The organism is Rhizobium sp. TBD182, from assembly GCF_001950375.1.
Classification (GTDB): Bacteria; Pseudomonadota; Alphaproteobacteria; order Rhizobiales; family Rhizobiaceae; genus Agrobacterium; species Agrobacterium tumefaciens.
Map to the genome: position 1 here is coordinate 324119 of NZ_BDLN01000002.1, position 24741 is coordinate 348859.

Sequence of the window (24741 nt, forward strand, 5' to 3'; positions counted from 1 at the left end):
CACGCCCGTCCCACATCAGGCGCGTTCCCTTTGCAACTCCCTGGTCGTATGGATGTTTTCCGGCCGGGGCAGGCCGTAATGATCACGCAGCGTGTCGCCCTCGTAGTCCTCGCGGAACAGCCCGCGCTGTTTGAGGATAGGCACGACCTCGTCGACGAAAATATCGAACCCGCCATTCAGCCATGGCGGCATGATGTTGAAGCCGTCGGCAGCACCTTCACGGAACCAGGTCTCTATCCAGTCTGCCACCTGTTCCGGCGTTCCCGAAATCACCTTGTGGCCGCGCCCGCCGGCAAGCCGGTGCAACAATTGCCGGATCGTCGGATTTTCCCGGTCGATGACATCGAGAACCAATTGATGCCGGCTGCTATCCGCCTGCGCGCGCGTCGCTTCCACCGCCTCCTTCGGCAACGGCTGATCGAGATCGGCCGATGAGAGATCAATGCCTGTAATGCGCTGCAACTGCCCAAGCGAAAAGGCCGGCTGGATGAGATCGTTGAAACTCGCCTCTAGCTTTCGCGCCTCCTCTTCGGTGGAGGCGATGAAGGGGCTGATCCCCGGCAGGATTTTCACATGGGCGGGATTGCGCCCCGTGGCCGCCACGCGCCTCTTTATGTCGGAATAAAAAGACCGCGCACTCTCCAGAGTTTGATGCGCGGTAAAGATTGCCTCGGCATAACGGGCAGCAAAGCCACGACCGTCCTCCGAAGAGCCGGCCTGCACATAGACCGGCCTGCCCTGCGGCGAGCGTGGCAGGTTAAGCGCGCCCCGCACCCGGTAGAACTCGCCCTCGTGATTGGCAGGATGGATGCGGTCGGTATCGGCGAAAAGACCGCTCTCCTTGTCGGCGACGATGGCATCGTCTTCCCAGCTGTCCCAGAGCTTCGTCACCACATCGACGAACTCAGTCGCCTGCCGGTAACGGTCGGCATGCGGCGGATGCTGCTGGAGATTGAAGTTTCCGGCCGCCGCATCGGCCGAGGTCGTCACGATGTTCCAGCCGACCCGGCCGCCGCTGATATGATCGACCGAGGCGAACAGCCGCGCTAGATTGTAAGGCTCGTAATAGGTGGTGGAGGCCGTCGCAATGAAGCCGATCTTTTCGGTGACGGCCGCCAAGGCCGCCAGCATGGTGATCGGTTCCAGCCGGTGCCGGGCGGCATAGCGGATATTGGCGTCCAGCACCGGCGCATCGGCAAAGAAAATGGCATCCAGCTTTGCCGCCTCGGCCTTGCGGGCGATATCCTGGTAGAGCCTTATATCCGTGACGCGCAGTGGCTCCGACTCGGGGTGGCGCCAGGCTGCTTCATGGTGCCCACCCGGATAGATGAACGCATTGAGGACCAGCTTCTCGGATTTTCTGCTCATGGCGATGAACCCTTTTCAACTTTGACGCGGCTTTAAACGAGAGGTGAGGATGCGCTTACGCCTCCTTCGTCACCCACGCTTTGGCGAGATTGCCGCTGAGCCCCTCCGCCCCTGTCGCGTAATCCTTGATGCGGACGCTGCCGACGACCGGCTGGATTGGCGAAACGAGATTGATGACGGGAAGATCCTTGGCGACGACGGCCTGAAACTCCTTGAAGAAGGCTGCGCGCTTTTCGATATCCGGCTCCACCGCGGCCGCTTCCAGCAGCCGGTCCACTTCCGGATTGGCGTAGTGGCTGGCGTTTGAGAACGGCAGGCCGATCTTGAAGTTCTTGCTCCAGTAGACACGCTGCACGCCGGCCGTCGGATCGAAGGTATTGGAGAGGGATTCGACTGAAAGGTCCCAGGCGCGATCGGTATAAACGACCTTCACATAGGTGCCGAAATCGAATTTCTGGATATCCGCCTCAATGCCGATCTTGGAAAGCGCCTGCGCTATGAAATCCGAATAGGTCTGCGGGTTGAACGGGTTGGTGGTGACCCTGAGCTTGAAGCGCTTGCCGCCATCCTTGCGCGGAAAGCCCGCCTCATCCAGCAGCTTTTCCGCCAGCGCGACGTCGAATTTGGCAAAACCGATATCCGGATTGTGGAACTTCGCAAGGCCGGGGCTGATCGGCGTGGGCGATGGCACGGCGTAACCGTAAAGCACGGTATCGATCAGCGCCGGAACGTCGATCGCGTGGGCAATAGCCTGCCTCACCTTCAATTCCTTGAGATATTCGTTCTCAAGATTAATGACGAGCTGGTTCTGCTGGCCGGCATAGGCGTAGATGCGGTCATCCACCTTCAGCGTCGGGATGGATTTCAGTCGTTCCAGATCGGCAAGCGCCACCGGGTTCGGGCCAATGTCGCCCTCTCCGGTTTCCAGCGCCGCCGCGCGAGCGCCCGCATCGTTGATGAGGCGGATGATGACACGCTCCAGATAGGGGCGCGGCGCATCCCAGTAGTCGGCATTTTTCTCCAGCAGGATATGGCTGCCGGGCACCCATTCCTTCAGGACGAAGGGACCGCTGCCGATGATCTGGGCGGGTTTTGGATTGTCAGTCGGCTTGAAGGTCTCGAAGATGTGCTTTGGCACAACAGGCGATTCCGACGAGGCGAGCGCGGTTATCAATCCCGGCGCCGGCTTGGAAAGCTTCACCTTCGCGACCAGCGGATCGGAAGTATCGACGCTTTCAACATGCGAGAAAGTCGCCCGGCCGCGCGGGTGGGCTTCCTTAAGCCGCAGGATCGAGAACTCCACATCTGCCGATGTCACCGGCTTGCCGTCATGGAACTTCGCATTCGGCTGCAGATGAAAGACATATTCCAGCCCGTCGGCGGAAACGCTCCATTCTTTGGCAAGGCTCGGCTTGGGCGAAAGTTCGTAATCGTACGTCAAAAGCCCGTCATAAATCTTCGATCCGATGAACTGCGGACCGCCCGCACTGGTATTGATTGCCACGAGCTGCGTAGGCTCGGGAAAATAGACGATCTTGAGCGTACCGCCCGAAACCGGCTCTTCAGCAGCAGCGAAAGAACCACCTGGAAGCGCCACGAAAGCGCCGGCGGCGAGTGCAATTTTATGAAACTGGCGTCTGGAAAAGGTCATGTCTGTCTCCGATAAAAATCCGATGTGCGGGGTGCGGCATCTCAGTGCAGTTGCGGGAACCCGTGACGCTCGGCGAGGATTTGCAAAATGCGTTTCGTGTCCTGAATGAAGTGCGTATCGCCTTTAGTCGTCGCATCGGCTGGTGCATCGCCGGTAAAGACGAAAAGCGGCAACGACTGGTTTTCCTCACCCACGACGGCGATGACCGCTTCGCGCGGACGTTGAAAACCGACCCGGTGGATATCGATCCCGGCGGCAAGGTCCGGAAAGGCGGCAAGCAGGCCTTCGATCTGGTTACAATGCGGGCAGACGAACCGGACACCGGGGTGCTTGGGGTCTTCAAAACCGGGGGCGATCAAAAAAAGCGTATCCTTGGCCATGGCATCCATCGTGTGCGGGTGAGATTTCATGGACACAGTGCAGGCAGAGAAATCAGAGGTCCAGAAAGCTATTCTTCCCGCAAAACGAAGAATTCCTTCGCCCTAAATTATTGAAGAAATTGATTTTTTTAGAGTTCCGATAATTGGCATCACCGTTCCTGCCGGCCTGTTCCAAAGGCAACGTTTTTCCCGAAAACGCCGTTATCCCGCGATAGTGAAAAAAGGCCGGAGGGCCGTTTTCAGCAATAAAAAACCCGGCAAAATTGCTGGGTTTTTTATTGCCATATGCAAAACGCTCACTCGTTCTTCCAGGCCGTCGACAGATCGCCATAGGCAATGTCGATGGTCGTCACGAGAGACTGCAGGCTGGTGTTGCGCAGAATGACGGTCGGCAGGGCGACGATAGAGAAATTCGGCAATTCGTCACCGGTGATTTTCTGGATATCGTGGAACTGCCCCGCCCGTTTCGTTTCATCCACTTCAATCGCAGCGGCGCGGAAAAGATCATCCACCCTCGGATTGTTGTAGTGGGCGGCATTGACGTATGGCGCGGGTTTCTTGATGCCATCGGACCAGTAGAGCCGCTGCACGCCCGCTGTCGGATCAAACAACCGGCTGATGCCGTTCACCGTCAGGTCAAAACCGCGCTCGGTATAGACGCGCTTGATGAAGGTGGCGAGATCGCCTTCGACGATATCTACCTTCACGCCGAGCTTGCCGAAGGACGAGCGTAGATATTCGGAGGTTTTGCGGAAAACGTCGGAGGGCAGGAAGGCCAGCCGCAGCGAAAAACGCGTACCATCCGCACCCCTCGGATACCCCGCCTTGTCCAGCAGTTCATTCGCTTTGGCCAGATCGAAGGGATAGGTAAAGGGCTTCTCGTCATTATAGGCGGTGAATACCGCCGGAATGTTCGAACCGGCGGGTTTCGCCGTGCCGAAAAAGATCGCGTCGTTGATGAAATTGCGGTCGATGGCATGTGCCAGCGCGTGCCGCACCTCCTTTTTCGCGAGGATCGGATTCTCCAGATTGAACTCGAATATGGCGGCGTTATTGAGATAGGAGTCGGTATAGACCTCCACCGAAAGCTTGGGATTTTGCCGCAAACGCTCCAGATCGCTGTAGGAGACATCGGCGGTATAATCCGCCTCGCCCGTTTCCACCGAGATGGTGGTGGAGGCCGCGTCAGCGACGAACCGCGCCACGAAGCCATCGAGATAGGGAAGATCGGCCTGCCAGTAGTTCGGGTTCTTCCTGAGCTTCACATAGCTGCCGCGTTTCCATTCCTCAAACACAAAGGGGCCAGTGCCAACGGGCGCGTTGCCGTTCGGACTCTCATTGTAGTTTTCCGAAGCATAGGCATGGGCCGGCAAAATGGGCGTTTCGCCACCGGTCAGCGCCCGCAGAAGATAAGGCGCAGGTTTGGAAAGCACCACTACCGCCGTCAGCGGATCGGGCGTTTCGATATCGGCAACATTGGCGAAAGTGATACGGCCGCGTGGGCCCACCTTCTTGAAGGCAAGCAGGGAAAATTTCACATCCTGTGCAGTGAAATCCTTGCCATCATGCCATTTGACGCCCTTGCGCAGCTTGAAGGTGTAGCGCAGCCCGTCGGCGGAGGTTTCCCAGCTTTCGGCGAGAACCGGATGCGGCTTGAACTCGCTGTCGAAGCGCACCAACCCTTCCAGGATCTTGGTGGAAATCGCGCGCGTGCGCGTATTGGAATCGGAAAGCGGCACAAGCGTCGTCGGCTCACCGAGACCCGCAAGGGTAACAATACCGCCCTTTTTCGGCGTCTCCGCCGCCAGCACCGGCACGGATGGCAGCAGCATGGCCGCACCTAGCGCAGCACTCAAAAGCAATGTCTTACGTCTTGTAATATCCATGGATGTTTCCTCTTGCAGGCTTGTTTTCAAATTTCAGGCAGGCTTCAGCCGGGTTTCGACCAGTCTGGCAAACAAGGTGGCGCCGACCGGCAGGATTGCATCGTCGACAATGAAACCGGGATTATGGGCTGGCACGGTGCCGGAATGACCGAGGGTGAAAAACGCACCGGGCGCATGTTTCAGGAGATCAGCGAAATCCTCGCTGCCCATGAAGCGGCTGGGCTCGGTGGAAACGCGCTCGTCTCCGAGAACTTCGCGCGCCACCCCGGCCACAATCTCCACCGACGCGTCGTCATTGGTCAGAACCGAGAATATGTCGCGAATATCCACCTCGGCGGTGAGCCCATAAGCGGCGGCAATGTGATCGGAAATCGTGCGGATTCGGCCCCTTATGGTCTCGCGCACGCTGTCGGAGAAGGCCCGCACCGTGCCTGCAATCGAGGCCGTTTCGGGGATGACGTTATAGGCAGATCCCGCCTCGATACGGGTGATCGACAAGACGGCCGGATCGGTCGGCGGCACATTGCGGCTGACGATGGTCTGCAAGGCCTGGATGAGTTCACCCGTCGCCGGCACCGGATCACGCGAGACATCCGGGTGAGCCGCATGCGCGCCCCTGCCCTTCAGTCGGATATCGAAGAAATCGGCGCCTGCCAGAATGGTGCCGGGCGAAACCTTCAGATGGTTGGGTGCTGCATGGGAGGAATTGTGCAACCCGTAAATTTCATCAACGGGGAAATCCTTGAACAACCCATCGGCGATCATGGCGCGTGCGCCACCCAGTCCTTCCTCGGCGGGCTGAAAAATGAAAATCACCGTGCCGGCAAAATCACGGGTTTCCGCCAGATAACGGGCGGTGCCAAGCAATATGGTGGTGTGCACATCATGCCCGCAGCCGTGGAACTTACCGGGATAGACCGATGCATAAGGCAGCCCTGTTTCTTCCGGCATCGGCAGGGCATCCATATCCGCCCTCAACCCGATTGAACTGTTGCCAGCATGACGGCCACGCAGCACGCCGACCACGCCGGTCTTGCCATAACCGCGATGCACCTCGATGCCCCAGGAGGTGAGCTTCTCGGCGACGATGCCGGAGGTGCGCACCTCTTCGAAACCGATTTCCGGATGCTGGTGCAGATCGTGGCGGATGGAGACGAGTTCGGGAACATAGGTCCCGATCCGGTCTATGACTTTCGGCGCGGGCGTTTTGACGGGATCGACGGCAATATTCACGGTATCTCCTCAGGGCAAAAAAGATCGTTCTCGCAATCTCTGTGATTGCGAAGTGCTAAGCTTCAGAACTGGAAATCTGAGGCGGGAGAGGCGTCAGAGCCTCAGGCCAGCCTCCTTCATCAAGGGCAGAATGCGCTCAGCGAAATATTCGAGATCTTCGCGGAAATCGTAGAAATTTAGCTGCACGCCATCGATGCCAGCCTTTTTCAAGCCGACAAGCTGCTCGACCACCTGCTCCGGCGAGCCGATGATTTCGATATTGCCGCCGAGATTGCGCCCCTGCTTGTGGCGTGCATCGCCGCGACCCCGCCAGGCATGGGCGTCGCTGTCGTAATTGTTGGTCGCAAAGGCACGGGTGCCGGGCTGCGGTTTTCCCGCCTCGATGGCGTCGGCATAGGCGATCGCTTGCCTCTCCGTATCGCGGCTGACGATGATCGGATTGATGAGCGTCTTCACCTGACGGCCATAGGCCTTGGCGCGGTTCTTGATGGTGGCGATATGATCGGGAAGCGTTTCCAGCGCGCTGTCGATATGCGCGCCGCCGGGCGAGGTAACGAAAACCAGATCGGAATGGCGGGCGGCGAAATCGATACCGGCCGGCGAGCCGGTCGCCGTCACCAGCGGCGGGCGGCCAAAGGCGGGCTTCGGCGTTATCCAGCCGTTGTTGATGGCCCAGGGGTTAAGCTTACCCTCATAGGAGAAGTTTTCGGTTTCTCCCCACAGGCGATGAAGCACATCGAACAACTCCCCCGCCATGTCGTAGCGCTTGTCATGGTCGATCCGCTGCCAGCCGAACATTTCATGCTCTATGGCGCGATGGCCGGTGACGATGTTGATGCCCCATCGTCCCCTGGCGATATGATCCAGCGTTGCGCCATATTTGGCGAGATGAAGTGGATGCAGGGGACCGTAAAGCACATGAATAGTGGAGATCAGAAGAATGCTCTTGGTGACCGCCGCCATGGCGCCCAGCGCAATGAAACTGTCGAGCGAGGATTCGCCGTCATAACCGCCTTTGGGCAGCCATTGCGTGCGGCTGAAGGCGATTTCGAAACCAAGCTCCTCCGCGCGCTTCACCAGCTCCGCATTGTAGTCGAAGGTCCAGCTATTACTGGTTGGCAGGCTGGAGAAGTTGATGTCCTGCAGATTGAGGAACAGCCCCAGCATCAGTGGCTGCTTCACCGCGCGGCTGAGCGGGCTGTCTTCGAAATCAGTGGGGCTTTTCAGTTCGGGACCTTCAGGCAGTGAAACAGTCAGCGCCATGTCTTTTCTCCCTCGGAATGATTACCCTGCGGGGTGGTCGCTGCCAGCCGGGCGCGCAAATAGGCCTCCACGCTGCGGGGCTGACGACCGGTAATCCGCTCGATGTTGTCGTTGACGGGGGCCGCGAGGCCCTCGCGGATAAGTTGGCCGAATTCACCAATCGCCTTCTGTTCGAAAGCTCCGATATGCGGCGGAAAAACGGAAGCGGAATGATACGATATCCCCACGGGGCGATGCAGGATACGGGCCGCGATGCGGGCGATTTCCAGTGCCGTCAAGGCTTCACCGCCGGTTAGCACCAAGGTGCCGGAAACAGACGTGCTCGCAGTCAAGGCGTGAACCGCCACATCGGCTATATCGTCGGCATCAATGAAGGAAACGGCCGCATCGCCGAAACGGGTGGGCACATCCTCCCCCTGGCGTAGTGCTGCGACGACGGGTTCCAGCGCCACCTGCATCCAGGCATTCGGCCGCAGCACCGTATGCGCAATGCCGCTCCCGGCTAGATATCTTTCGACCTCGGCATGAGCGGCACCCGAAATGGAGCGTGCGGCATTGGCGATGGTCCAGTCGGAACCGGATATTTTCACGATCCGCGATACGCTGGCGGAGAGAGCGGCATCGATGACCGCTTTCTGGTCCGCCGCCAGCGTTTCACCGATTGGGGAAAGGAGGAACACCGTGTCTGTTGCGCGTGAGACCTCTTTCAGGCTGGCGGGATCGGAGAAATTACCCTCCGAAATATCCACCCTGTCGCCCCAAAGCTTGAGCGCGTCCTCACCCCGGCGGGTCAGCACCCTAACCTTCGCCTCTTTCTGCAAAAGGCGGCTGACGACGCGTTGGCCGAGCTTGCCGGTCGCACCCGTTACAAGAATGGTTACTGTCATGACGCCCTCACTTCGCCGCAGCCTGTTGCAGTAAAGAAAGGGCGCGCGGATCGGCCCAGTCGTTCACATCGAAATCGTCAGGGATGAATTTCCATTCCAGCAGGAAATCCTTGAAGTGGCTGAGCGCATCCAGCTCCGCCGGATCGAGGTCGAGCCTCAGGTTACGGTACACATCCGCCCCGTTGGCGGCGATAACCGCTTCCTCGCTGACACCGATCTCGCGGGCGATGAAACGCACCGCTTCCGCCGGATTGTCATTCGCCCAGCCGGCAACCCGCTGTACCGTGGCCACGAGGTCGGCGACGAGATCGGGCCTTTCATCGGCAAAGGTGGCATCCACGGTCAAAGGACGTGGCGTGCCGTTATTGATGCGGATTTTCGGATCGGGGTGAAACCCGGTCGACACGACGACGTGCGCGCCAATGAGATTGGCGACGGTGACGCCCTCCGCTCCTTTGACAAAAAACGCATCGATCTTTCCGCGATGCAATGCCGCAATCTCCTCCCCATAGGGCAGCCGTCGGCGCAGGCCATGGAATCTGTCGTCAGCCGGTCCGAGCAGCACCGGCTCGGTTGCGGTGAGATCGACCAGCTCGACCTCCGCCACGGAAAGGCCGGAGACGGTCAGTGCCGACACGATGCCCTTGAGCGATGTGGCGCGCTGGAAGTCGATGGTTTCGTTCGGTCGTTTCGGCAGCCCGATGCGCCGGCCCTTCAGCTCGCCGCCCTTTGTTATACCACTGGCTGGCAGCGCTATGACCGCCTGAAACTCGTCGGTCCTGGTCAACCCCACCAGACGCGTCTGGCGTCCGCCGGATTTTGCCCAGATAGGCGGAATATTACCGCCCTGACGGAATGACCAGTCCAGACGGTGATCGAAATGGCTCTGGCGAATGGCCGGATCCGCCGCATCGCGAATGGAGGAAACAGTAATGCCGTGGCCGGCGAAACTCTCCTCGATCCAGCCAAGCTGCACCGCGATGGAAAGCGGCGTCGGCGCCGGGCAGCGCGTGTACCAGACGGTTTCAGGGTGGGTTATCTGGCGAAGGGCCGCATCAGCCATGGCGTTCGTCCTCTCAATTGCGATCTCTACGATACGCTACACGCCATAAAATATTTTCTATAGATAAAGTGTACTATTTGAGAGGCCATTGAGGAAATTCGTTTCCATATCAGCATGGCTTCGTGCTTCCGGTAAAATATCCTTTCGGAAACGGCGTCATTCTCGCTCGATACTTCGGCGGAGAGCGGCACTTGATGTGAGCCTCTCCTTGGGAGCGCCGGCCACGTCTCAGAAGTTTTTCTTCTCCTGACAGCAAGGATTTTTAACTCGCGACCGGAACCCCGGCTGTTACGCTTCCCCGCAATTGCGCCGGACCCGCACGCCGGCAATCCAACAGACCTGAAAGAAAAAGTGGCAGCATGAGCACGAACAAACGCCGGCTCAATCTCAATGTCGGCATCAATACCACCGGATACCTCGCCAATGCCTGGAAATACAGGAGCGGAGACCGGCACGATATCAACGATATCGGCTATTACCGGCGACTGACGGAACTGGCTCACAAAGGCCGGTTCGACGCCGTTTTCCTTTCGGATCACCCGGCATTGCTGACCGACCCGACAAGCCGGCCATTTCACACCATCGATCCGCTCATCCTTTCCACATCGCTTGCCGCACAGGTGCCGGACATCGGGTTCGTGGCGACCGTGTCCTCCACCTATAACTCGCCCTATAATTTTGCGAGACGAACGCAATCCATCGATATCGTCACGGGCGGCCGGCTGATCGTCAACATCGTCTCCTCCTTCAATCCGAACGTCGCCGCCAATTTCGGCAACGACCCGCTGCCGCCGCGCAATGAGCGATATGCCAAGGCCACGGAATTTCTCGATGTCGCGAAAAAGCTCTGGTCGAGCTGGGATCCGCGCCGCGAAGGCGAGATACCGGAAGACCGCTTCTGGGATGCGGCGACGGCTGAGACGATCAATCACGAGGGGCAATATTTCCATGTCAAAGGCCCGCTCAACGTCCCTCGTGGACCGCAGGGGCACCCCGTCATCGCCCAGGCGGGCGCTTCCGAGGGCGGCATCGATCTGGCGGCACGTCATGGCGAGATCATCTATTGCAACATATTGTCCCGTCCCGCCGGCCAGGCCTTTGGCAAAAAGGTCCGTGACCGCGCAGTGTCTTTCGGCCGCGATCCCTCCGGCATCCGCATCGTTCCCGGCCTCGTCGTCATTCTCGGCGAGACGCGCGAGGAAGCGCTGCGCAAACACGAACTCTACAGCGGAACCGGCTCGGAAGACGGTCTTCTGGCACGCTTCGCCAAGGAAAACGGTATCGATCCCCGCGATTTCGATCCCGATGCGAAACTGGATGGCGAGCGCTTCATTCCCGACCAGAACCGACAATGGGCTGTCGGCATGGGGCTTGGCCTTTCCGAACTGCTGACCCATGAAAAGCTCACCGCCCGCGAGGCCGTGCGGCGCTCGGAGGGGCATCACCGACTACTGCTCGGCACAGCGGAAGAGGTGGCGGACGGTATCATCGATCTCTGGCAGGACGGAACGGTTGACGGCTACACATTGCAGCCGCCTCGTGCCCCTGACGATATCGCCGAATTCGTCGAACAAGTCGTGCCGGTGCTGCAAGACCGCGGCGTTTATCCGCGCGAATACGAAGGCACGACCATACGCGAGAGATACGGCCTGCCTCAACCGGACTGACGCTGTTCGCCTCGTTCGCCATTCACACGCTCGGCGCAGGAATGGCGGCGTTGTGAACGCACTATTGAGCTGTTGCCACTTTCAAAACCGGCCTTTCGCCGGAAAGCTGCAGCAGCACAGAGGCGAAATCCGTCACGATCTGGCGATAATCTTCCGGCTGGAATTCATAGGGAAGTTCGAGGCGGAATTCCGAGACAAACGGCAGAACGGGGTCGCGCGACAGCTTCTCCAGAATTTCATCCGTCGTCCCGACAATATCAGGCAGAAAAAGCGTGCGGCGCGCACCATGCGGCGTATGCGTGCGCTTGTCGCGCTCGGCCGCAAACTCCGCATAACGGCGGCGTGTCGCCGGGCTGGCACTGTCCGTCGGTAAAATCACGCGGCCAAGGGCGACGCGCGGCTGGCGCTCATGCGCCCATTCCTGCCGGAACCGGGCAACGAGGGCGGCCTGCGCCGTCAGAAAATCATCGGTATTTTCACCGCTGACGATATTGCCGGTCAGCAGATTGAATCCCGCCTTCCCCGCCCAGCGAGCGGAATTCTGCGATCCGCCGCCATACCACAGCCGGTCGGTCAACCCCTTGGCGAAGGGCCGAAGGCGCGGCACCTGCGCGCCCGCTGCATTGCCCGCCTCCGTTTCGCTGGACAGCGGTTCTGATCTCAAGGCCCTGGCGAGCTTCTCGGCGCGGGCATGGCTGTAATCCGCATCGGGCGCCGTATCGACATAATCCGAAATCAGATGGGCGAAGGGCGGCACGCCGACAGAGACGCCGACATTCAACCGTCCGTGTGACAGCACATCCACGGTGGCGAGATCTTCCGCCAGCCTGAAGGGGTTTTCATAACCCAGTTGAATGACGGCGGTGCCGAGGCCAATCCGCTTGGTGCGCTGCGACGCCGCCGCGAGAAAGGTGGTGGCCGAGGAAACGCCGCGTTCCAGATGGCGCTGGCGGACCCAGGCGCTATCATAACCCAGCGCCTCGCCGGCTTCGAAAAGCTGCAGAGTTTCCTCCAGCCCCTGCGCAGGATCATCATCGTGATAGTTGCCGGGAACCAGAAAAGCAAAATGCGAGATATGGGAAATAGGCATGGTGTGCATCCGGGAATGTTTGTTGAGGCATGATGAAGCTCAGACAGCGCAGGTGCGGCCATCATCCTGTACCGCGCATACCCAAGCAGAATGCACGATGACCGGCATTGCTGGCGCGGCATGGTCTTTTATAGTCCCGGCGATTTTTGAAAGATCGTTGCGCGATTCAATAGTCTACTAAAATTATAGATTAATCCTCAAGGAGCGGTCGCTTTGTCCCCCCTCCATCCTTTTAAATACGCCGGCGTATCGAGCGCCGCGCGAATGCCCTTGATTTTCCTCCCCAACATGTAATACAGATTATCATACATGTTGACAAATAATGCATACATGTATGACATTGCAGCCACCACGAACGCTGCGATACCTGCATGAGGGAGGAATTATGATCATCACCGACGTCGAGGTCCGTGTTTTCCGCACGACGACCCGTCGGCACTCGGACAGTGCCGGTCACGCACATCCGGGTCCGGCGCATCAGGTTGAACAGGCCATGCTGACCATCCGCACGGAAGACGGGCAAGAAGGCCATTCCTTCACAGCGCCGGAAATCGTTCGCCCGCATGTCATCGAAAAATTCGTCAAGAAGGTGCTGATCGGCGAGGATTATCGCGACCGGGAACGCCTTTGGCAGGACCTTGCTCACTGGCAACGCGGCTCGGCGGCGCAGCTGACGGACCGCACGCTGGCGGTGGTGGACTGCGCGCTCTGGGACCTTGCCGGTCGCAGCCTCGGACAACCTGTATACAAGTTGATTGGTGGTTATCGCGACAAGGTGCTCGCCTATGGCTCGATCATGTGTGGGGACGAGCTGGAAGGAGGCCTTGCAACACCTGAAGACTACGGCCGGTTTGCCGAAACGCTGGTGAAGCGCGGGTACAAGGGCATCAAGCTTCACACCTGGATGCCGCCCGTCAGCTGGGCGCCGGATGTGAAGATGGACCTCAAGGCCTGCGCGGCTGTGCGCGAAGCGGTCGGGCCCGATATCCGCCTGATGATCGACGCCTTTCACTGGTATTCCCGCACCGATGCGCTGGCATTGGGACGTGGCCTTGAAAAGCTCGGCTTCGACTGGATCGAAGAGCCGATGGATGAGCAGTCGCTCTCCTCCTACAAGTGGCTCGCCGACAATCTCGATATTCCCGTCGTCGGCCCGGAAAGTGCTGCTGGCAAGCACTGGCACCGCGCAGAATGGATCAAGGCCGGCGCCTGCGATATTCTTCGCACCGGCGTCAACGATGTCGGCGGCATCACGCCGGCGCTCAAGACCATGCACCTGGCCGAAGCCTTCGGTATGGAATGCGAGGTGCATGGCAATACGGCCATGAACCTGCATGTGGTCGCCGCCACCAAGAATTGCCGCTGGTACGAGCGCGGCCTCCTGCATCCCTTCCTCGAATATGATGACGGCCACGACTATCTGAAGTCTTTGTCCGACCCGATGGACCGCGATGGGTTCGTTCACGTTCCCGACCGGCCGGGCCTTGGCGAGGATATCGATTTCGATTTCATCGACAACAACCGGGTGAGATAAGGCTATGAAAACCGTGCTCGCCTTTGGAGACAGCCTCACCTGGGGCGCAGACCCGGCAACGGGTCTCCGCCACCGACCTGAGCATCGCTGGCCGGAGGTGCTGGAGGCAGAGCTTTCCGGAATGGCGAAGGTTCATGCCGAAGGGCTAGGCGGACGCACCACCTGTTATGACGACCATGCCGGCCCGGCCTGCCGCAATGGCGCGCGAGCGCTTGAAGTCGCGCTTTCGTGCCACATGCCGCTTGATCTCGTCATCGTCATGCTCGGCACCAACGACATCAAGCCGGTGCATGGCGGTCGCGCGGAAGCCGCCGTTTCGGGCATGCGGCGGCTGGCGCAAATCGTCGAGACTTTCATCTACAAGCCGCGAGATGCAGTGCCTAAGCTTCTGATCGTCGCGCCGCCGCCCTGCGTCGCCGGCCCGGGTGGAGAGCCCGCAGGCGGTCGCGATATCGGACAATCACTACGGCTTGCGCCGCTCTATCACAAACTCGCCGCCGAACTTGGGCATCACTTCTTTGATGCCGGATCGGTCGCCAGCGCCTCGCCAGTGGATGGCGTGCATCTGGAAGCGCTGGCAACGGCCGCAATCGGCCGGGCGCTCGCCGCTCCGGTCAGAGACATTCTTGGCTGATCACACGAAGCCTGTGGAGGAACAGGCGCGCGGATCGAAACGTGGAAGGCCGTATGAACCGGCCGTATGGGAGGAAAAATGAGACATTTTCTTGCAACCGCAGCCCTCGGTGCACTGCTGATCGGCGCCGTGCCGCTCAGCGTCTTTGCCGAAACGCCGAAGGACCAGCTCATCGTCGCCACGACCATGAGCAATATCCTGACCCTTGATCCAGCCGCCATTACCGGCCGCGAGACGGTGCAGGTTCTGAATAATATCTACGACACGCTGGTCGTGCTTTCGCCCAAAGATCGCAGCGTCCAGCCCCGCCTTGCCGAACGTTGGGAAATCGGCGAGGACCGGAAATCGATCCGCTTCCACCTGCGGGCCGACGCCAAGTTCGCGTCCGGCAACGCCGTGACCGCAAAGGACGTGGCTTGGAGCCTGAAACGTCTGCTCGCCCGCAATCTGGCGCAATCGTCTTTCCTCAAAACGCGCGGTTTCAAGCTGGAGGATGCCGACAAGCTTTTCGTCGCCGAAAACGACCAGACCTTCGTGCTTAATATTCCAAAGCCTGATGATCCCAATCTGCTGCTGATGATCCTTGCACAGAATGGGCCCGGCTCGATCATCGACAGCCAGACGGCGCTTGCCAACGAAAAGGACGGCGATCTCGGTGGCGCGTGGCTGACGCTCAATTCGGCGGGCTCCGGCCCGTTCAAGCTGACCCAGTGGAAATCCAACGAATATATCATTCTCACCCGCAACGACGATTACTGGGGTGAAAAAGCCAAGATGAAGCGCGTCCTGATGCGCCATCTGCCGGAATCGCAATCGCAGCGGCTGATGCTGGAAAAGGGCGATATCGATGTCGCCTATTCCCTGCAGGCGCCGGACCTGAAGTCGCTCGAAGCCGACAAGACCATCGCCATCGAATCCACGCCCGGCTCCGGTTTTTATTACCTCAGCGTTTCGATGAAGGACGAGCGCTTCGCGAACAAGAAAGTGCGCGAAGCCCTGCGTTACCTGATCGACTACGACGGCCTCGACAAGGCGGTCATGCCCTATTACGGCAAGCTGCATCAGCGCTCTCTCAGCACCGGTGTGATGGGCGCGCTGCCGGATCAGGGCTACAAGCTCGATATCGCAAAAGCCAAGGCGCTTCTGGCTGAAGCCGGTTATCCAAACGGTTTCAAGACCACGTTGCGCGTGCTCTCGGAAGACCCCTTCATGAAAGCGGCAACGGCCATCCAGAACACACTGGCCCAGGCCGGCATCCAGGCAGAGTTGATCAGCGGTTCCGGCGACCAGATTTACGGCGCCATGCGCGAGCGCAACTTCGAACTGCTTCTTGGCCGCGGCGGCGGTGGCCAGCAGCCGCATCCGGACAACAACCTGCGCTCCATCGCCTATAATCCGAACAATGCGGACGACGCCAAGCTCACCAACTATCAGAGCTGGCGCACGAGCTTCTTCGATGAAAAGCTGAACAAGATGATCGAGGAAGCCCTTGTCGAGCGCGACGTGGCGAAACAGACGAAGCTCTACGAGGACCTTCAGGCCTATATGGACGAGATCGTCATGTCCATTCAGCCATTCTCCGAAGTCGTCGACACCGCCGCTTTCCGCAGCGACATCAAGGGTATGATCGTCAGCCCCTGGCTCTCGCGCTTTGAAGAGGTGAGCAAGGAGCGGTAATCGGCTGCCATATCTGCGAGTAGGAGAAGGCGCGGCTAACCCCGCGCCTTTTTGCTGTAATAAAGCTCCATGCACCCAATGTGTTAGGCGCAAGCGAAGCCTCCGCACTCCGTAACGCCGGACGAGATCCGGGGTCTTGTGTGAGCAGCCTAAGCGCAGTTGGCGGCCCGCCATCCCGCCGTAGCCATCCAAAAAATTGCCCGGCACTGAAGGCCGGGCAAGGAAGGAGGATTTTATTATTCGTGATGCCCCGGAGGAGGACGATCACGCTTTGGGAAGTGTCATGCGCCTTCATATTCCAGCGAGGCGCCGATCAGTTCGCGCGCATAGGGATGTGTCGCACCATTGCCGGCGATGGCCTCACGCGGCAGGATTTCGGTGATTTCGCCGCGCAGCATCACGGCGAAGCGGTCGCACATGTGGTCGACCACGGCGAGATCGTGCGTCACCATGATATAGGTGAAGCCGCGCTCTTCGCGCAGGCGCTGCAACAGGTTCAGGATTTCGGCCTGCACCGAAACATCGAGCGCCGAGGTCGGCTCGTCGAGCAGAAGCAGCGACGGTTCAAGTATCAGCGCACGCGCAATCGCCACGCGCTGCCGCTGGCCGCCGGAAAGCTGATGCGGGAAGCGGTCCAGGAACGACACGGGCAGACCGACATCCGTAATTACCTTGCGCATGCGCTCTTCACGATCGCCCAGTTTATGGATGGCAAGCGATTCTCCGAGAACGGTGCGCACCGACTGGCGCGGATGCAGCGAACCATAGGGATCCTGAAACACCATCTGCAACGTGCGGCATCGCTCGATCAGCGGCATGTCGCGAACCGACTTTCCATTGATGAGGATTTCGCCGCTCCAGAAATCATTCAGCATCGACACGCAGCGCAACACTGTTGATTTGCCCGAACCGCTTTCACCGACCAGACCGAAACACTCGCCCGGCTCGACGCGAAAGGACACCGAAGGCAGCACTTTCAGCGCCGTGTGGCCGCTGCCGAAGGTGATGGAGAGATCGCGGGTTTCAACGGAAACGGCCATTATACTTTCTCCTCCAGCCATTCGGGGCGGCGATCCAGCACCGCAAGTGGCGCACGCGTACCGCCAATCCGCGGCTGCGCCGCGAGCAGGCCGCGCGTGTAGGGGTGCTGCGCTTGATCGAGGTCGCGCGCGGCAAGCGTTTCCACCACCCGGCCGGCATACATGATGAGTACCCGGTCGCAGAAATTGCGCACGAGATTGAGGTCGTGGCTAATCATGATGAGACCGATGCCTCTATCCCGAACGAGGCCATCGAGAATATTCAGAACCTGCAGCCGCACCGTCACATCCAGCGCAGAGGTCGGCTCGTCGGCAATGACCAGATCAGGATCGGCAAGCAGCATCATCGCAATCATGACGCGCTGGCCCATGCCACCGGAAATTTCGTGCGGATATTGCTCGTAGACGCGCACGGCGTCGCGGATTTTCACCGCATCGAGCATGGCGAGCGCCTTTTCCCGGGCTTCCGATTTCGACGCCTTGAAATGGCGCAGATAGGTCTCCGTCACCTGATCGCCGACACGGCGGATGGGATTGAGAGAGAATTTTGGATCCTGAAGGATCATCGACATGCGCCGTCCGCGAACCTTCAGCATCTCCTTCTCACTGAGCGACAGAAGATCGACGCCATCAAAATCAAGCTTGTCGGCCGTTATCGTCGCCGATGGCAGGAGGCGCAGCAAAGCCCGGCCGACGGTGGACTTGCCCGAGCCGCTTTCGCCGACAATGCCGAGACGCTCCCGGCCAAGGGTGAAGGAGATGCCGCGCACGGCCTCGGTGGGCGAACCGCCATAACGGATGCGAAGATTTTCGACGTCGAGGATTGGTTTTTCCATGGCCCTATTTCCGGTTCATCTGCTTCGGATCGAGCGCATCCCGCAGGCCGTCACCCAGAAGGTTGAAGGCGAGGCTGACGGAAAGGATCGCAACGCCGGGGAAAGTGACGAGCCACCAGCTGTCGAGCATGTAACGGCGTCCGGTCGCGATCATCGCGCCCCATTCCGGCAGGGGCGGCTGCGCGCCAAGGCCTAGGAAGCCGAGGCCTGCGGCGGTCAGAATGACGGTCGCCATATTCAGCGTCAGACGGATCAGGACCGAAGGCAGGCACATGGGCATGATCGATTTTATGATGATACGCAGCGGCGAAGCACCCTGAAGCCTTGCGGCGGCAATGTAGTCCGCCTTGCGGAATGTCATCGCTTCGGCGCGTGCGAGCCGCGCGATCGGCGGCCATGAGGTGAGCGCGATCGCGATGATCGCATTGTTGAGGCTGGGTCCGAGCGCGGCCACGAAGGCGAGCGACAGGATGAGGCTCGGGAACGACAGGAAAATATCCGTGATGCGCATCATCACCGTATCGAACTTGCCGCCGAGATAACCGGAGGCCGTGCCGACCAGCAGACCGACCGGACCGACGATGATCGACACCAGCGAGATGATGGTGAGAGTGATGCGCGCGCCCCACAGAAGGCGACTGTAAATATCGCGTCCAAGCTCGTCCGTGCCGAAGAAATGGCCGTTACCGGGCGGCTGCAGCGTCTTGGCGAGATCCTGCACGTAAGGATCATGCGTCGCAAGCCAGGGCGCGAAAATCGCCGCGATGACGAGAAGCAGCAATATCACCAGGCCGAAGGCCGATGTCGGGCTTTTCAGCAGGAAGACAATGATGTTCTTCAGCGCGTTCAAAGGCACGGGAAGACGCAAGGAAGTTTCTGCACGAGCCGTCATCAGCGGGTCCTCGGATCGAAAAAGCGGTACAGAATGTCGGACAGGAGATTGAGCCCGATGAAGATGACGCCGACGATAAGTACGCAGGTCATCACGGCATTCATGTCGCCGATGATAAGATTGCTGGTGAGATATTGGCCGAAGCCCGGCCAGGCGAAGACGGTCTCGATAAGGACAGCGCCTTCCAGCAGTGAGCCGTAAGCAAGGGCAATGATGGTGACGAGCTGCACGCGGATATTGCCGAAAGCATGCAGCCACACCGTCTGGCGTTGCGACAGGCCTTTGACGCGCGCAGTCGTCACATATTCCTGGCCCAACTGGTCGAGCATGAAGCTGCGCGTCATACGGGTGATATAGGCCGACGATGAATAACCAAGCAGAGCGGCGGGCAGGATGAGGTGATTGATGGCCGACCAGAAGACTTCCATATCGCCCGCCAGCAGGCTGTCGATGAGCAGGAAGCCCGTTCGTTCCTCCACGAGACCGATATAGAACTGGTCCATGCGGCCACCGCCGCCGACAAGCCCGAGATGAGCGTAAAAAACGATCAGCGCAATCATACCGGTCCAGAAAATCGGCATGGAATGGCCGAACAGGCTGAGCACCCGCACCAAATGGTCCTGCCAGCGGTCTTTCTTGACGGCGGCATAAACCCCCATGGGAATCCCGAGGCCGGCACCGATCAGGATCGCGAAGGTCGCAAGCTCCATCGTCGCCGGCATGACGCGTATGATATCCTGGATGACGGGCTGGCCCGTGCGGATCGAGGTTCCGAAATCGCCGGTGAACACATCGCCGAGATAATAGATGAATTGTTGCCAGAGCGGACGGTCGAAACCGAGCGCATGGTAAACCTGCTCATAGGTTTCGCGGGTCGCGTCCTCGCCGACGATGGCCCGCACGGGATCAGCGGGCATCAGGCGGCCGATGAAAAAGGTCAGCAGCAGCAATCCGAGCAGCGTGACCGCAATACTTCCGATCTGGCCGGACAGGCCATACAGCGAAAGGCGTCTTTTTGGCATGGTTCCTCCCTTGCCAGAAGTCGATTGCACAAAATAACAAAGGCGCAATCCTGTCTGACAACTATTCGCAAGTTGTCACAGGTGTGGAGAGCTGTCAAGCATATGCCGATAAAATTGGTCCTGCGCCAGGCTTGGAAGATGACTGAAGCAGGCAAAAACGCTGCCTTTCAAGACCGAGATTTCATCCGAAAACCAGCGGTTCTTTGCTTTGCCGGAGAAAGGAATCACACATATTGCCGCAATGACAAAAGCCTGTATTCTTCGCTTCGAACTGCCTGTGGAGATGCCGGTCCGGCACCGGCATATCTCCTGCTTCAAGGGGGAGGAAGAGATGGCGGAAATGACACTTCTGGCATTTGCGATAGTTGCCTTTATCGGTATTGCCACACCTGGCCCGACGGTTTTGCTGGCGCTTGCGAATGGCTCGCGTTTCGGGGTTCGCCGCGCCTTGACAGGTATGGCTGGTGCGGTGCTGTCAGATTTCGTCCTGATCGGCGCGGTTGCACTGGGATTGGGAGCATTGCTCGCCGCCTCGGAGTTCTGGTTCGGCGTCGTCAAATGGGTCGGCGTTTGTTATCTTGCCTTCCTGGGCGTCATGCTTTTGCGCTCCAGAGGCTCGCTCGATGGCGCTCTTCAATCGGCAGACACTTCCGGGGCCACTTCCGCCCGCTCGATTTTCCTCAAAAGCTTCCTTGTGGCCGTGACCAACCCCAAGGGATATCTGTTCTTTTCGGCTTTCCTGCCGCAATTCATCGATCCGGCAGCACCGCAGATCCAGCAATATGCGGTGCTTGCGCTGGTTTTTGCCGGCATCGATTTCATCGTCATGTTCGGATATGCCCTGCTGGGCTCGCAGGCCGTCAGACTGTTGCGGAAGTCAGGGGCGTTATGGCTCGACCGCATTTGCGGCGGCGCACTTTTGACGCTTGCCGCCTCTCTGGCTTTCTACCGACGGGCGAGCGCTTAACCTGCTGAGAAAGCTGAAATTTCCGAGTTATTCAGCGGCTGTACGGGAGCGCAAAAGCACCTTGTAGCGCTCAAGACTACCGCGCAGATGCGCCGCCATATATTGGCGGGCAGCATCGGCATCGCCTTCGATGATGGCGTCAACGATCTTCGCATGCTCCTCCTGGAGATGAAGATTGTAGTCCTTCGGACGGGAACCGGGCGCCGCCCCCTGTAATTCGCCACGCGGGATGATGCCGGAGCGGATGAGTTGAAGAAACTCGGGGAATCGCCTGTTCTGCGTCGCCTGTGCAATGGCCAGATGGAACTCGAAATCGGCATCCCGCGTCGGCAACCCGGCGGCGAGACAGTCGCCAACGCGCCGATGCGCATCGACAATCGACTCCACCTGCACGGCGGAACGGCGCGATGCCGCAAGCCCGGCGGACTCAACTTCGAAGACGGTGCGCAATTCCAGCAGTTCGATTACCGAGGAGATCCGCCCCACTGCGAGATCATTGAAAGGCACTTCCTTGGCCGGCTTCACCTCAATGGCAAAAACGCCCGCTCCCTTGCGGGCCTCAACGAGACCATCCGCGCGCAGAATGGCGATGGCCTCCCGCACCACGGTGCGGCTGACGGAATATTCGCGTGTCAGCGCGCTCTCACTCGGGAGACGGTCGCCGGGACGGAACACGCCTTCAGACAAATCCCGCCGCAATGCGGAGCTGATTTTCGCCGCGAGCGATATTCCCGGCTTCGTGCTGCTCTCAACGTCCATTCCGGGCCACCTGTTTTAAACTTGTCTGGCATGTTAGCAAACACCCGCCACATTGCAAGGGCCGCGCTTCTCGCACCAACCTCGTTGCGAAGCGGCAATGTCGCAACAGCGGGATTTGCCCTCAGGCGGCCACCATGGCCGAACCGCTGGAAAAGCGGTTTCTGTACTCGCCCGGCGAGAGGCCGAGAATACGGTGAAATACACGACGGAAGGCAGCGGCATCCTCGTATCCCACCGACCAGGCGATCTGGTCTACCGAACGACGGGTGAATTCCAGCAGTTCCCGCGCCTTGCCGACACGAAGATGCTGGACATATTCGATAGGCTTCATACCGGTGGCGGCCTTGAAGCGGCGAAGGAAGGTTCGCTCCTCAAGCCCGGCATGTGCGGCCATATCGGAGACACTGGTCGCCCTCCCCGCGCGCGCCTGCAGCCAGTGCTGAACCTTCAGGATCGGCTCGTCGCCATGCGTCAGCCGCGGCGCAAAACTGCTGTAATGTCGCTGCTCCCGACCGGAGGGGTCGATCAGCAGGAACTTACCGGTCTCGATCATCACCGAAGGCCCAAGCAGCCGGTCAACAATGCGCAGACCAAGATCGGTCCATGCCATCAGCCCACCCGCCGTGATGATATCGCCGTCTTCGATGACGATCTTGTCTATCTCCAGGCGGATATCGGGAAAGCGCTCGCGAAACCGTTCCGCAAACAGCCAGTGGGTAGTGGCCGGCCGGCCGGCCAGAAGACCTGTCGCAGCGATGATGAAGGAACCGCCGCAACTGGCGGCCAGCGTCGCGCCCTGCGCATGCCGGTCCAGCAGCCAGCGGGCATAGGGCGCAGCCTCATCGATTTCGGCTGGCCCGGTCAGCCGGCCGGGTACGACGAAGATATCGGGATGCCCCGGCCTGCCCGGCTCAGTGTCATGACAACGGGAAAACTCACCGCCCTCACCCATGCTCCAGTGGCTGACGCGCAGTTTCGGCCCACCACGATCCTCTGAGAAGACCGACGCGATGGCAAAAAGATCCGTGATGCCGTGCACCATGGCGACCTGACAGTCCCGGTAGAGAACCAGACCGACTTCCAGCGCACTTCCCGCAACACCCGCCATGCCCCACATCCCCGTTTTGTCAGTTTCGGCTCGTTTTCTGTCAGAAGCGCCAATCCAGCCCCGGCTGTCTCCAGAGTATCTCTATTCCCACAGGACGCAAGCAAACCACCCGCAACAGGAGAGAGAGCCATGACAACGATAGTCACCAGAGACGGAACACACATCTTCTACAAGGACTGGGGTTCGAAAGACGGCCAGCCCATCATCTTTTCCCACGGCTGGCCGCTCAGTGCCGATGCATGGGACGCGCAGATGGTATTCTTTGCCAATAACGGTTTCCGCACCATCGCCCATGATCGCCGCAGCCACGGCCGCTCCGACCAGGTCTGGCACAACAACACCATGGATCAATATGCTGACGATCTGGCCGAGCTGATCGAACAGCTCGATCTTCACGACATCATTCTCGTCGGCCATTCCACCGGCGGCGGCGAGGTAACGCGCTATATTGGCCGCCATGGTACGGCCCGCGTCGCCAGGATCGCCCTCATCGGCGCAGTACCGCCACTGATGCTGAAGACGGAAAGCAATGCCATCGGCCTGCCGATCGATGTTTTCGACGGCATCCGCAAGGGTACCTACGACAATCGCAGCCAGTTCTTCAGGGATCTGACCATGCCTTTCTACGGCTACAACCGTGAAGGTGCTGTGATTTCTGAAGGTATTCGCGACGAGTTCTGGCGGCAGGGCATGATGGGCGGCCTCAAGGGCCAGCTAGACAGCATCCGCGCCTTTTCGGAAAGCGATTTCCATCAGGACCTGAAGGCTTTCGACAAGCCAACGCTCGTACTGCACGGCGACGACGACCAGATCGTGCCGATCGGCGCTTCGGCGCTCTCCACGGTCAAGATCGTCAAACATGCGACCCTCAAGGTGTATGAGGGCGCCGACCATGGACTGACACAGACCCATCAGGACCGGTTCAACGCCGACCTTCTTGCTTTCATCAACGCCTGAAACCACCAGACAAAGGAAACACGGGACATGACACAGAATACGTTTCTCATCACCGGCGCGTCCGATGGCATTGGCGCTGTTTATGCCGAGCGCCTCGCAAAACGCGGCCACGATCTTATCCTCGTGGCGCGACGCGCCGAAAAGCTGAAGGCGCTGGCCGAGCGGCTGGAAAAGGATCACCAGATCGCTGTCGAGGTTCTGGCAGCAGACCTTTCACGGGCGGAAGACCTCGAAAGGGTAGAGGCACGGCTGCGCGAGGACCGACGGATCACCGGTCTCGTCAACAATGCCGGTATTGCCGGAGACGGCGCTATCACGGAACTGGACCCGGCCCATGTCACGACGATGATCAATCTCAATATCCTTGCCGTCACCCGGCTTGCAGCGGCGATCGCACCGCGTCTTGCAGCAGATGGAAAGGGCACGATCATCAATATCACCTCGGTCACTGCCTTGATGCCGGCGGCATTTACCGCCGTTTATCCGGCGACCAAAGCCTTTGTGCTTGCCTTCACCGAGGCGCTGCACGCGCAGCTTTCCCCTTCCGGCGTTCGGGTTCAAGGTGTCCTGCCGGGCATCACCCGCACGGCCATCTGGGAAGAGGAACGTCTCGACGCCATTCCCGCCGCCATGGTCATGGATGCTCACGAGATGGTGGATGCAGCCCTGGCCGGTCTTGATCTGGGCGAGACGCTGACCATTCCTTCCCTGCCGGATACGGCAGACCTTGAAAATTTCCTTGCGGCCCGCGCTGCATTGAGGCCCAATCTATCGCATGCACATGCCGCCAGTCGGTATGGTGCAACCCAAACTGAATAGAGGGAGAC

At 59.5% G+C, this 24741-nt stretch carries 22 protein-coding genes; 7 read left to right on the forward strand and 15 right to left on the reverse strand.

Annotated features, from left to right (window positions below; all coding sequences use genetic code 11):
- Positions 1 to 15 precede the first annotated feature (15 nt).
- The 8 genes from T18_RS10235 to T18_RS10270 all read right to left on the reverse strand — a co-directional run bounded on the left by T18_RS10235 (position 16) and on the right by T18_RS10270 (position 9731).
- On the reverse strand, positions 16 to 1368 hold the full coding sequence (locus T18_RS10235; RefSeq protein WP_003511124.1) for an LLM class flavin-dependent oxidoreductase: 1353 nt from the start codon (positions 1366 to 1368) through the stop codon (positions 16 to 18).
- A 55-nt stretch (positions 1369 to 1423) separates the two neighbouring features.
- On the reverse strand, positions 1424 to 3019 hold the full coding sequence (locus T18_RS10240) for an ABC transporter substrate-binding protein (RefSeq protein WP_035199536.1): 1596 nt from the start codon (positions 3017 to 3019) through the stop codon (positions 1424 to 1426).
- 41 nt (positions 3020 to 3060) lie between these two features.
- The gene (locus tag T18_RS10245; protein WP_026330699.1) at positions 3061 to 3399 is read right to left on the reverse strand and encodes a DUF3088 domain-containing protein; all 339 of its coding nucleotides are present in this window, start codon (positions 3397 to 3399) and stop codon (positions 3061 to 3063) included.
- 296 nt (positions 3400 to 3695) lie between these two features.
- On the reverse strand, positions 3696 to 5285 hold the full coding sequence (locus tag T18_RS10250) for an ABC transporter substrate-binding protein (RefSeq protein ID WP_003511134.1): 1590 nt from the start codon (positions 5283 to 5285) through the stop codon (positions 3696 to 3698).
- A gap of 33 nt (positions 5286 to 5318) precedes the next feature.
- A complete protein-coding gene (locus tag T18_RS10255) occupies positions 5319 to 6518 on the reverse strand; it encodes a M20 aminoacylase family protein (protein WP_003511136.1) in 1200 nt (399 codons plus the stop codon).
- A 93-nt stretch (positions 6519 to 6611) separates the two neighbouring features.
- On the reverse strand, positions 6612 to 7781 hold the full coding sequence (locus T18_RS10260; RefSeq protein ID WP_003511137.1) for an LLM class flavin-dependent oxidoreductase: 1170 nt from the start codon (positions 7779 to 7781) through the stop codon (positions 6612 to 6614).
- Positions 7772 to 8668, reverse strand: coding sequence for an NmrA family NAD(P)-binding protein (locus T18_RS10265; protein WP_003511139.1), 897 nt, complete (start codon positions 8666 to 8668; stop codon positions 7772 to 7774). Before T18_RS10265 ends, T18_RS10260 begins: the two co-directional genes overlap by 10 nt.
- Before the next feature lie 7 nt (positions 8669 to 8675).
- On the reverse strand, positions 8676 to 9731 hold the full coding sequence (locus T18_RS10270; RefSeq protein ID WP_003511147.1) for an ABC transporter substrate-binding protein: 1056 nt from the start codon (positions 9729 to 9731) through the stop codon (positions 8676 to 8678).
- A 359-nt stretch (positions 9732 to 10090) separates the two neighbouring features.
- On the opposite strand from T18_RS10270, the gene T18_RS10275 reads away from it, so the two are divergent.
- Positions 10091 to 11398 carry an NtaA/DmoA family FMN-dependent monooxygenase gene (locus T18_RS10275; protein ID WP_003511148.1) on the forward strand — a complete coding sequence of 436 codons (1308 nt, stop codon included), beginning with the start codon at positions 10091 to 10093 and terminating at the stop codon, positions 11396 to 11398.
- Positions 11399 to 11459: 61 nt separating this feature from the next.
- On the opposite strand, the gene T18_RS10280 is transcribed toward T18_RS10275, so the two are convergent.
- Positions 11460 to 12488, reverse strand: coding sequence for an LLM class flavin-dependent oxidoreductase (locus T18_RS10280; RefSeq protein WP_003511149.1), 1029 nt, complete (start codon positions 12486 to 12488; stop codon positions 11460 to 11462).
- A gap of 385 nt (positions 12489 to 12873) precedes the next feature.
- Here T18_RS10280 and T18_RS10285 point away from each other — a divergent pair, with 385 nt between their 5' ends.
- The 3 genes from T18_RS10285 (at position 12874) to T18_RS10295 (ending at position 16333) form a co-directional block, all read left to right on the forward strand.
- Positions 12874 to 14022 carry a mandelate racemase family protein gene (locus T18_RS10285; protein ID WP_003511150.1) on the forward strand — a complete coding sequence of 383 codons (1149 nt, stop codon included), beginning with the start codon at positions 12874 to 12876 and terminating at the stop codon, positions 14020 to 14022.
- Positions 14023 to 14026: 4 nt separating this feature from the next.
- Complete coding sequence (locus T18_RS10290) at positions 14027 to 14656, forward strand: SGNH/GDSL hydrolase family protein (protein ID WP_003511151.1); 630 nt, start codon at positions 14027 to 14029, stop codon at positions 14654 to 14656.
- 78 nt (positions 14657 to 14734) lie between these two features.
- Positions 14735 to 16333, forward strand: a complete 1599-nt coding sequence (locus tag T18_RS10295; RefSeq protein ID WP_003511152.1) for an ABC transporter substrate-binding protein — start codon at positions 14735 to 14737, stop codon at positions 16331 to 16333.
- 281 nt (positions 16334 to 16614) lie between these two features.
- Here T18_RS10295 and T18_RS10300 read toward each other — a convergent pair whose 3' ends face one another.
- Genes T18_RS10300 through T18_RS10315 form a run of 4 tightly spaced genes read right to left on the reverse strand, consistent with a single transcriptional unit; the run spans position 16615 to position 20123 of the window.
- A complete protein-coding gene (locus T18_RS10300) occupies positions 16615 to 17373 on the reverse strand; it encodes an ABC transporter ATP-binding protein (protein WP_003511153.1) in 759 nt (252 codons plus the stop codon).
- Complete coding sequence (locus T18_RS10305) at positions 17373 to 18209, reverse strand: ABC transporter ATP-binding protein (protein WP_003511154.1); 837 nt, start codon at positions 18207 to 18209, stop codon at positions 17373 to 17375. The genes T18_RS10300 and T18_RS10305 overlap by 1 nt, the downstream gene beginning before the upstream one ends.
- A gap of 4 nt (positions 18210 to 18213) precedes the next feature.
- A complete protein-coding gene (locus tag T18_RS10310; protein ID WP_003511156.1) occupies positions 18214 to 19101 on the reverse strand; it encodes an ABC transporter permease in 888 nt (295 codons plus the stop codon).
- Complete coding sequence (locus T18_RS10315; protein ID WP_003500347.1) at positions 19101 to 20123, reverse strand: ABC transporter permease; 1023 nt, start codon at positions 20121 to 20123, stop codon at positions 19101 to 19103. The genes T18_RS10310 and T18_RS10315 overlap by 1 nt, the downstream gene beginning before the upstream one ends.
- A gap of 331 nt (positions 20124 to 20454) precedes the next feature.
- Between T18_RS10315 and T18_RS10320 the strand changes: the two genes are divergently transcribed.
- Entirely contained in the window at positions 20455 to 21090 is a 636-nt protein-coding gene (locus T18_RS10320; RefSeq protein WP_035200576.1) for a LysE family translocator, read from the forward strand.
- Positions 21091 to 21117: 27 nt separating this feature from the next.
- Here T18_RS10320 and T18_RS10325 read toward each other — a convergent pair whose 3' ends face one another.
- Both T18_RS10325 and T18_RS10330 read right to left on the reverse strand, forming a co-directional pair.
- Positions 21118 to 21849: a FadR/GntR family transcriptional regulator gene (locus T18_RS10325; protein WP_003511162.1), complete on the reverse strand. Its 732-nt coding sequence runs from the start codon at positions 21847 to 21849 to the stop codon at positions 21118 to 21120.
- A gap of 121 nt (positions 21850 to 21970) precedes the next feature.
- Complete coding sequence (locus T18_RS10330; RefSeq protein WP_003511164.1) at positions 21971 to 22957, reverse strand: GlxA family transcriptional regulator; 987 nt, start codon at positions 22955 to 22957, stop codon at positions 21971 to 21973.
- A 129-nt stretch (positions 22958 to 23086) separates the two neighbouring features.
- On the opposite strand from T18_RS10330, the gene T18_RS10335 reads away from it, so the two are divergent.
- Together T18_RS10335 and T18_RS10340 are read left to right on the forward strand one after the other, a co-directional pair.
- A complete protein-coding gene (locus T18_RS10335) occupies positions 23087 to 23914 on the forward strand; it encodes an alpha/beta fold hydrolase (RefSeq protein WP_003511165.1) in 828 nt (275 codons plus the stop codon).
- Between the two features lie 27 nt (positions 23915 to 23941).
- Positions 23942 to 24733 (forward strand): SDR family NAD(P)-dependent oxidoreductase, encoded by a 792-nt coding sequence (locus T18_RS10340; RefSeq protein ID WP_003511167.1) that lies wholly within the window; start codon positions 23942 to 23944, stop codon positions 24731 to 24733.
- Positions 24734 to 24741: the final 8 nt, after the last annotated feature.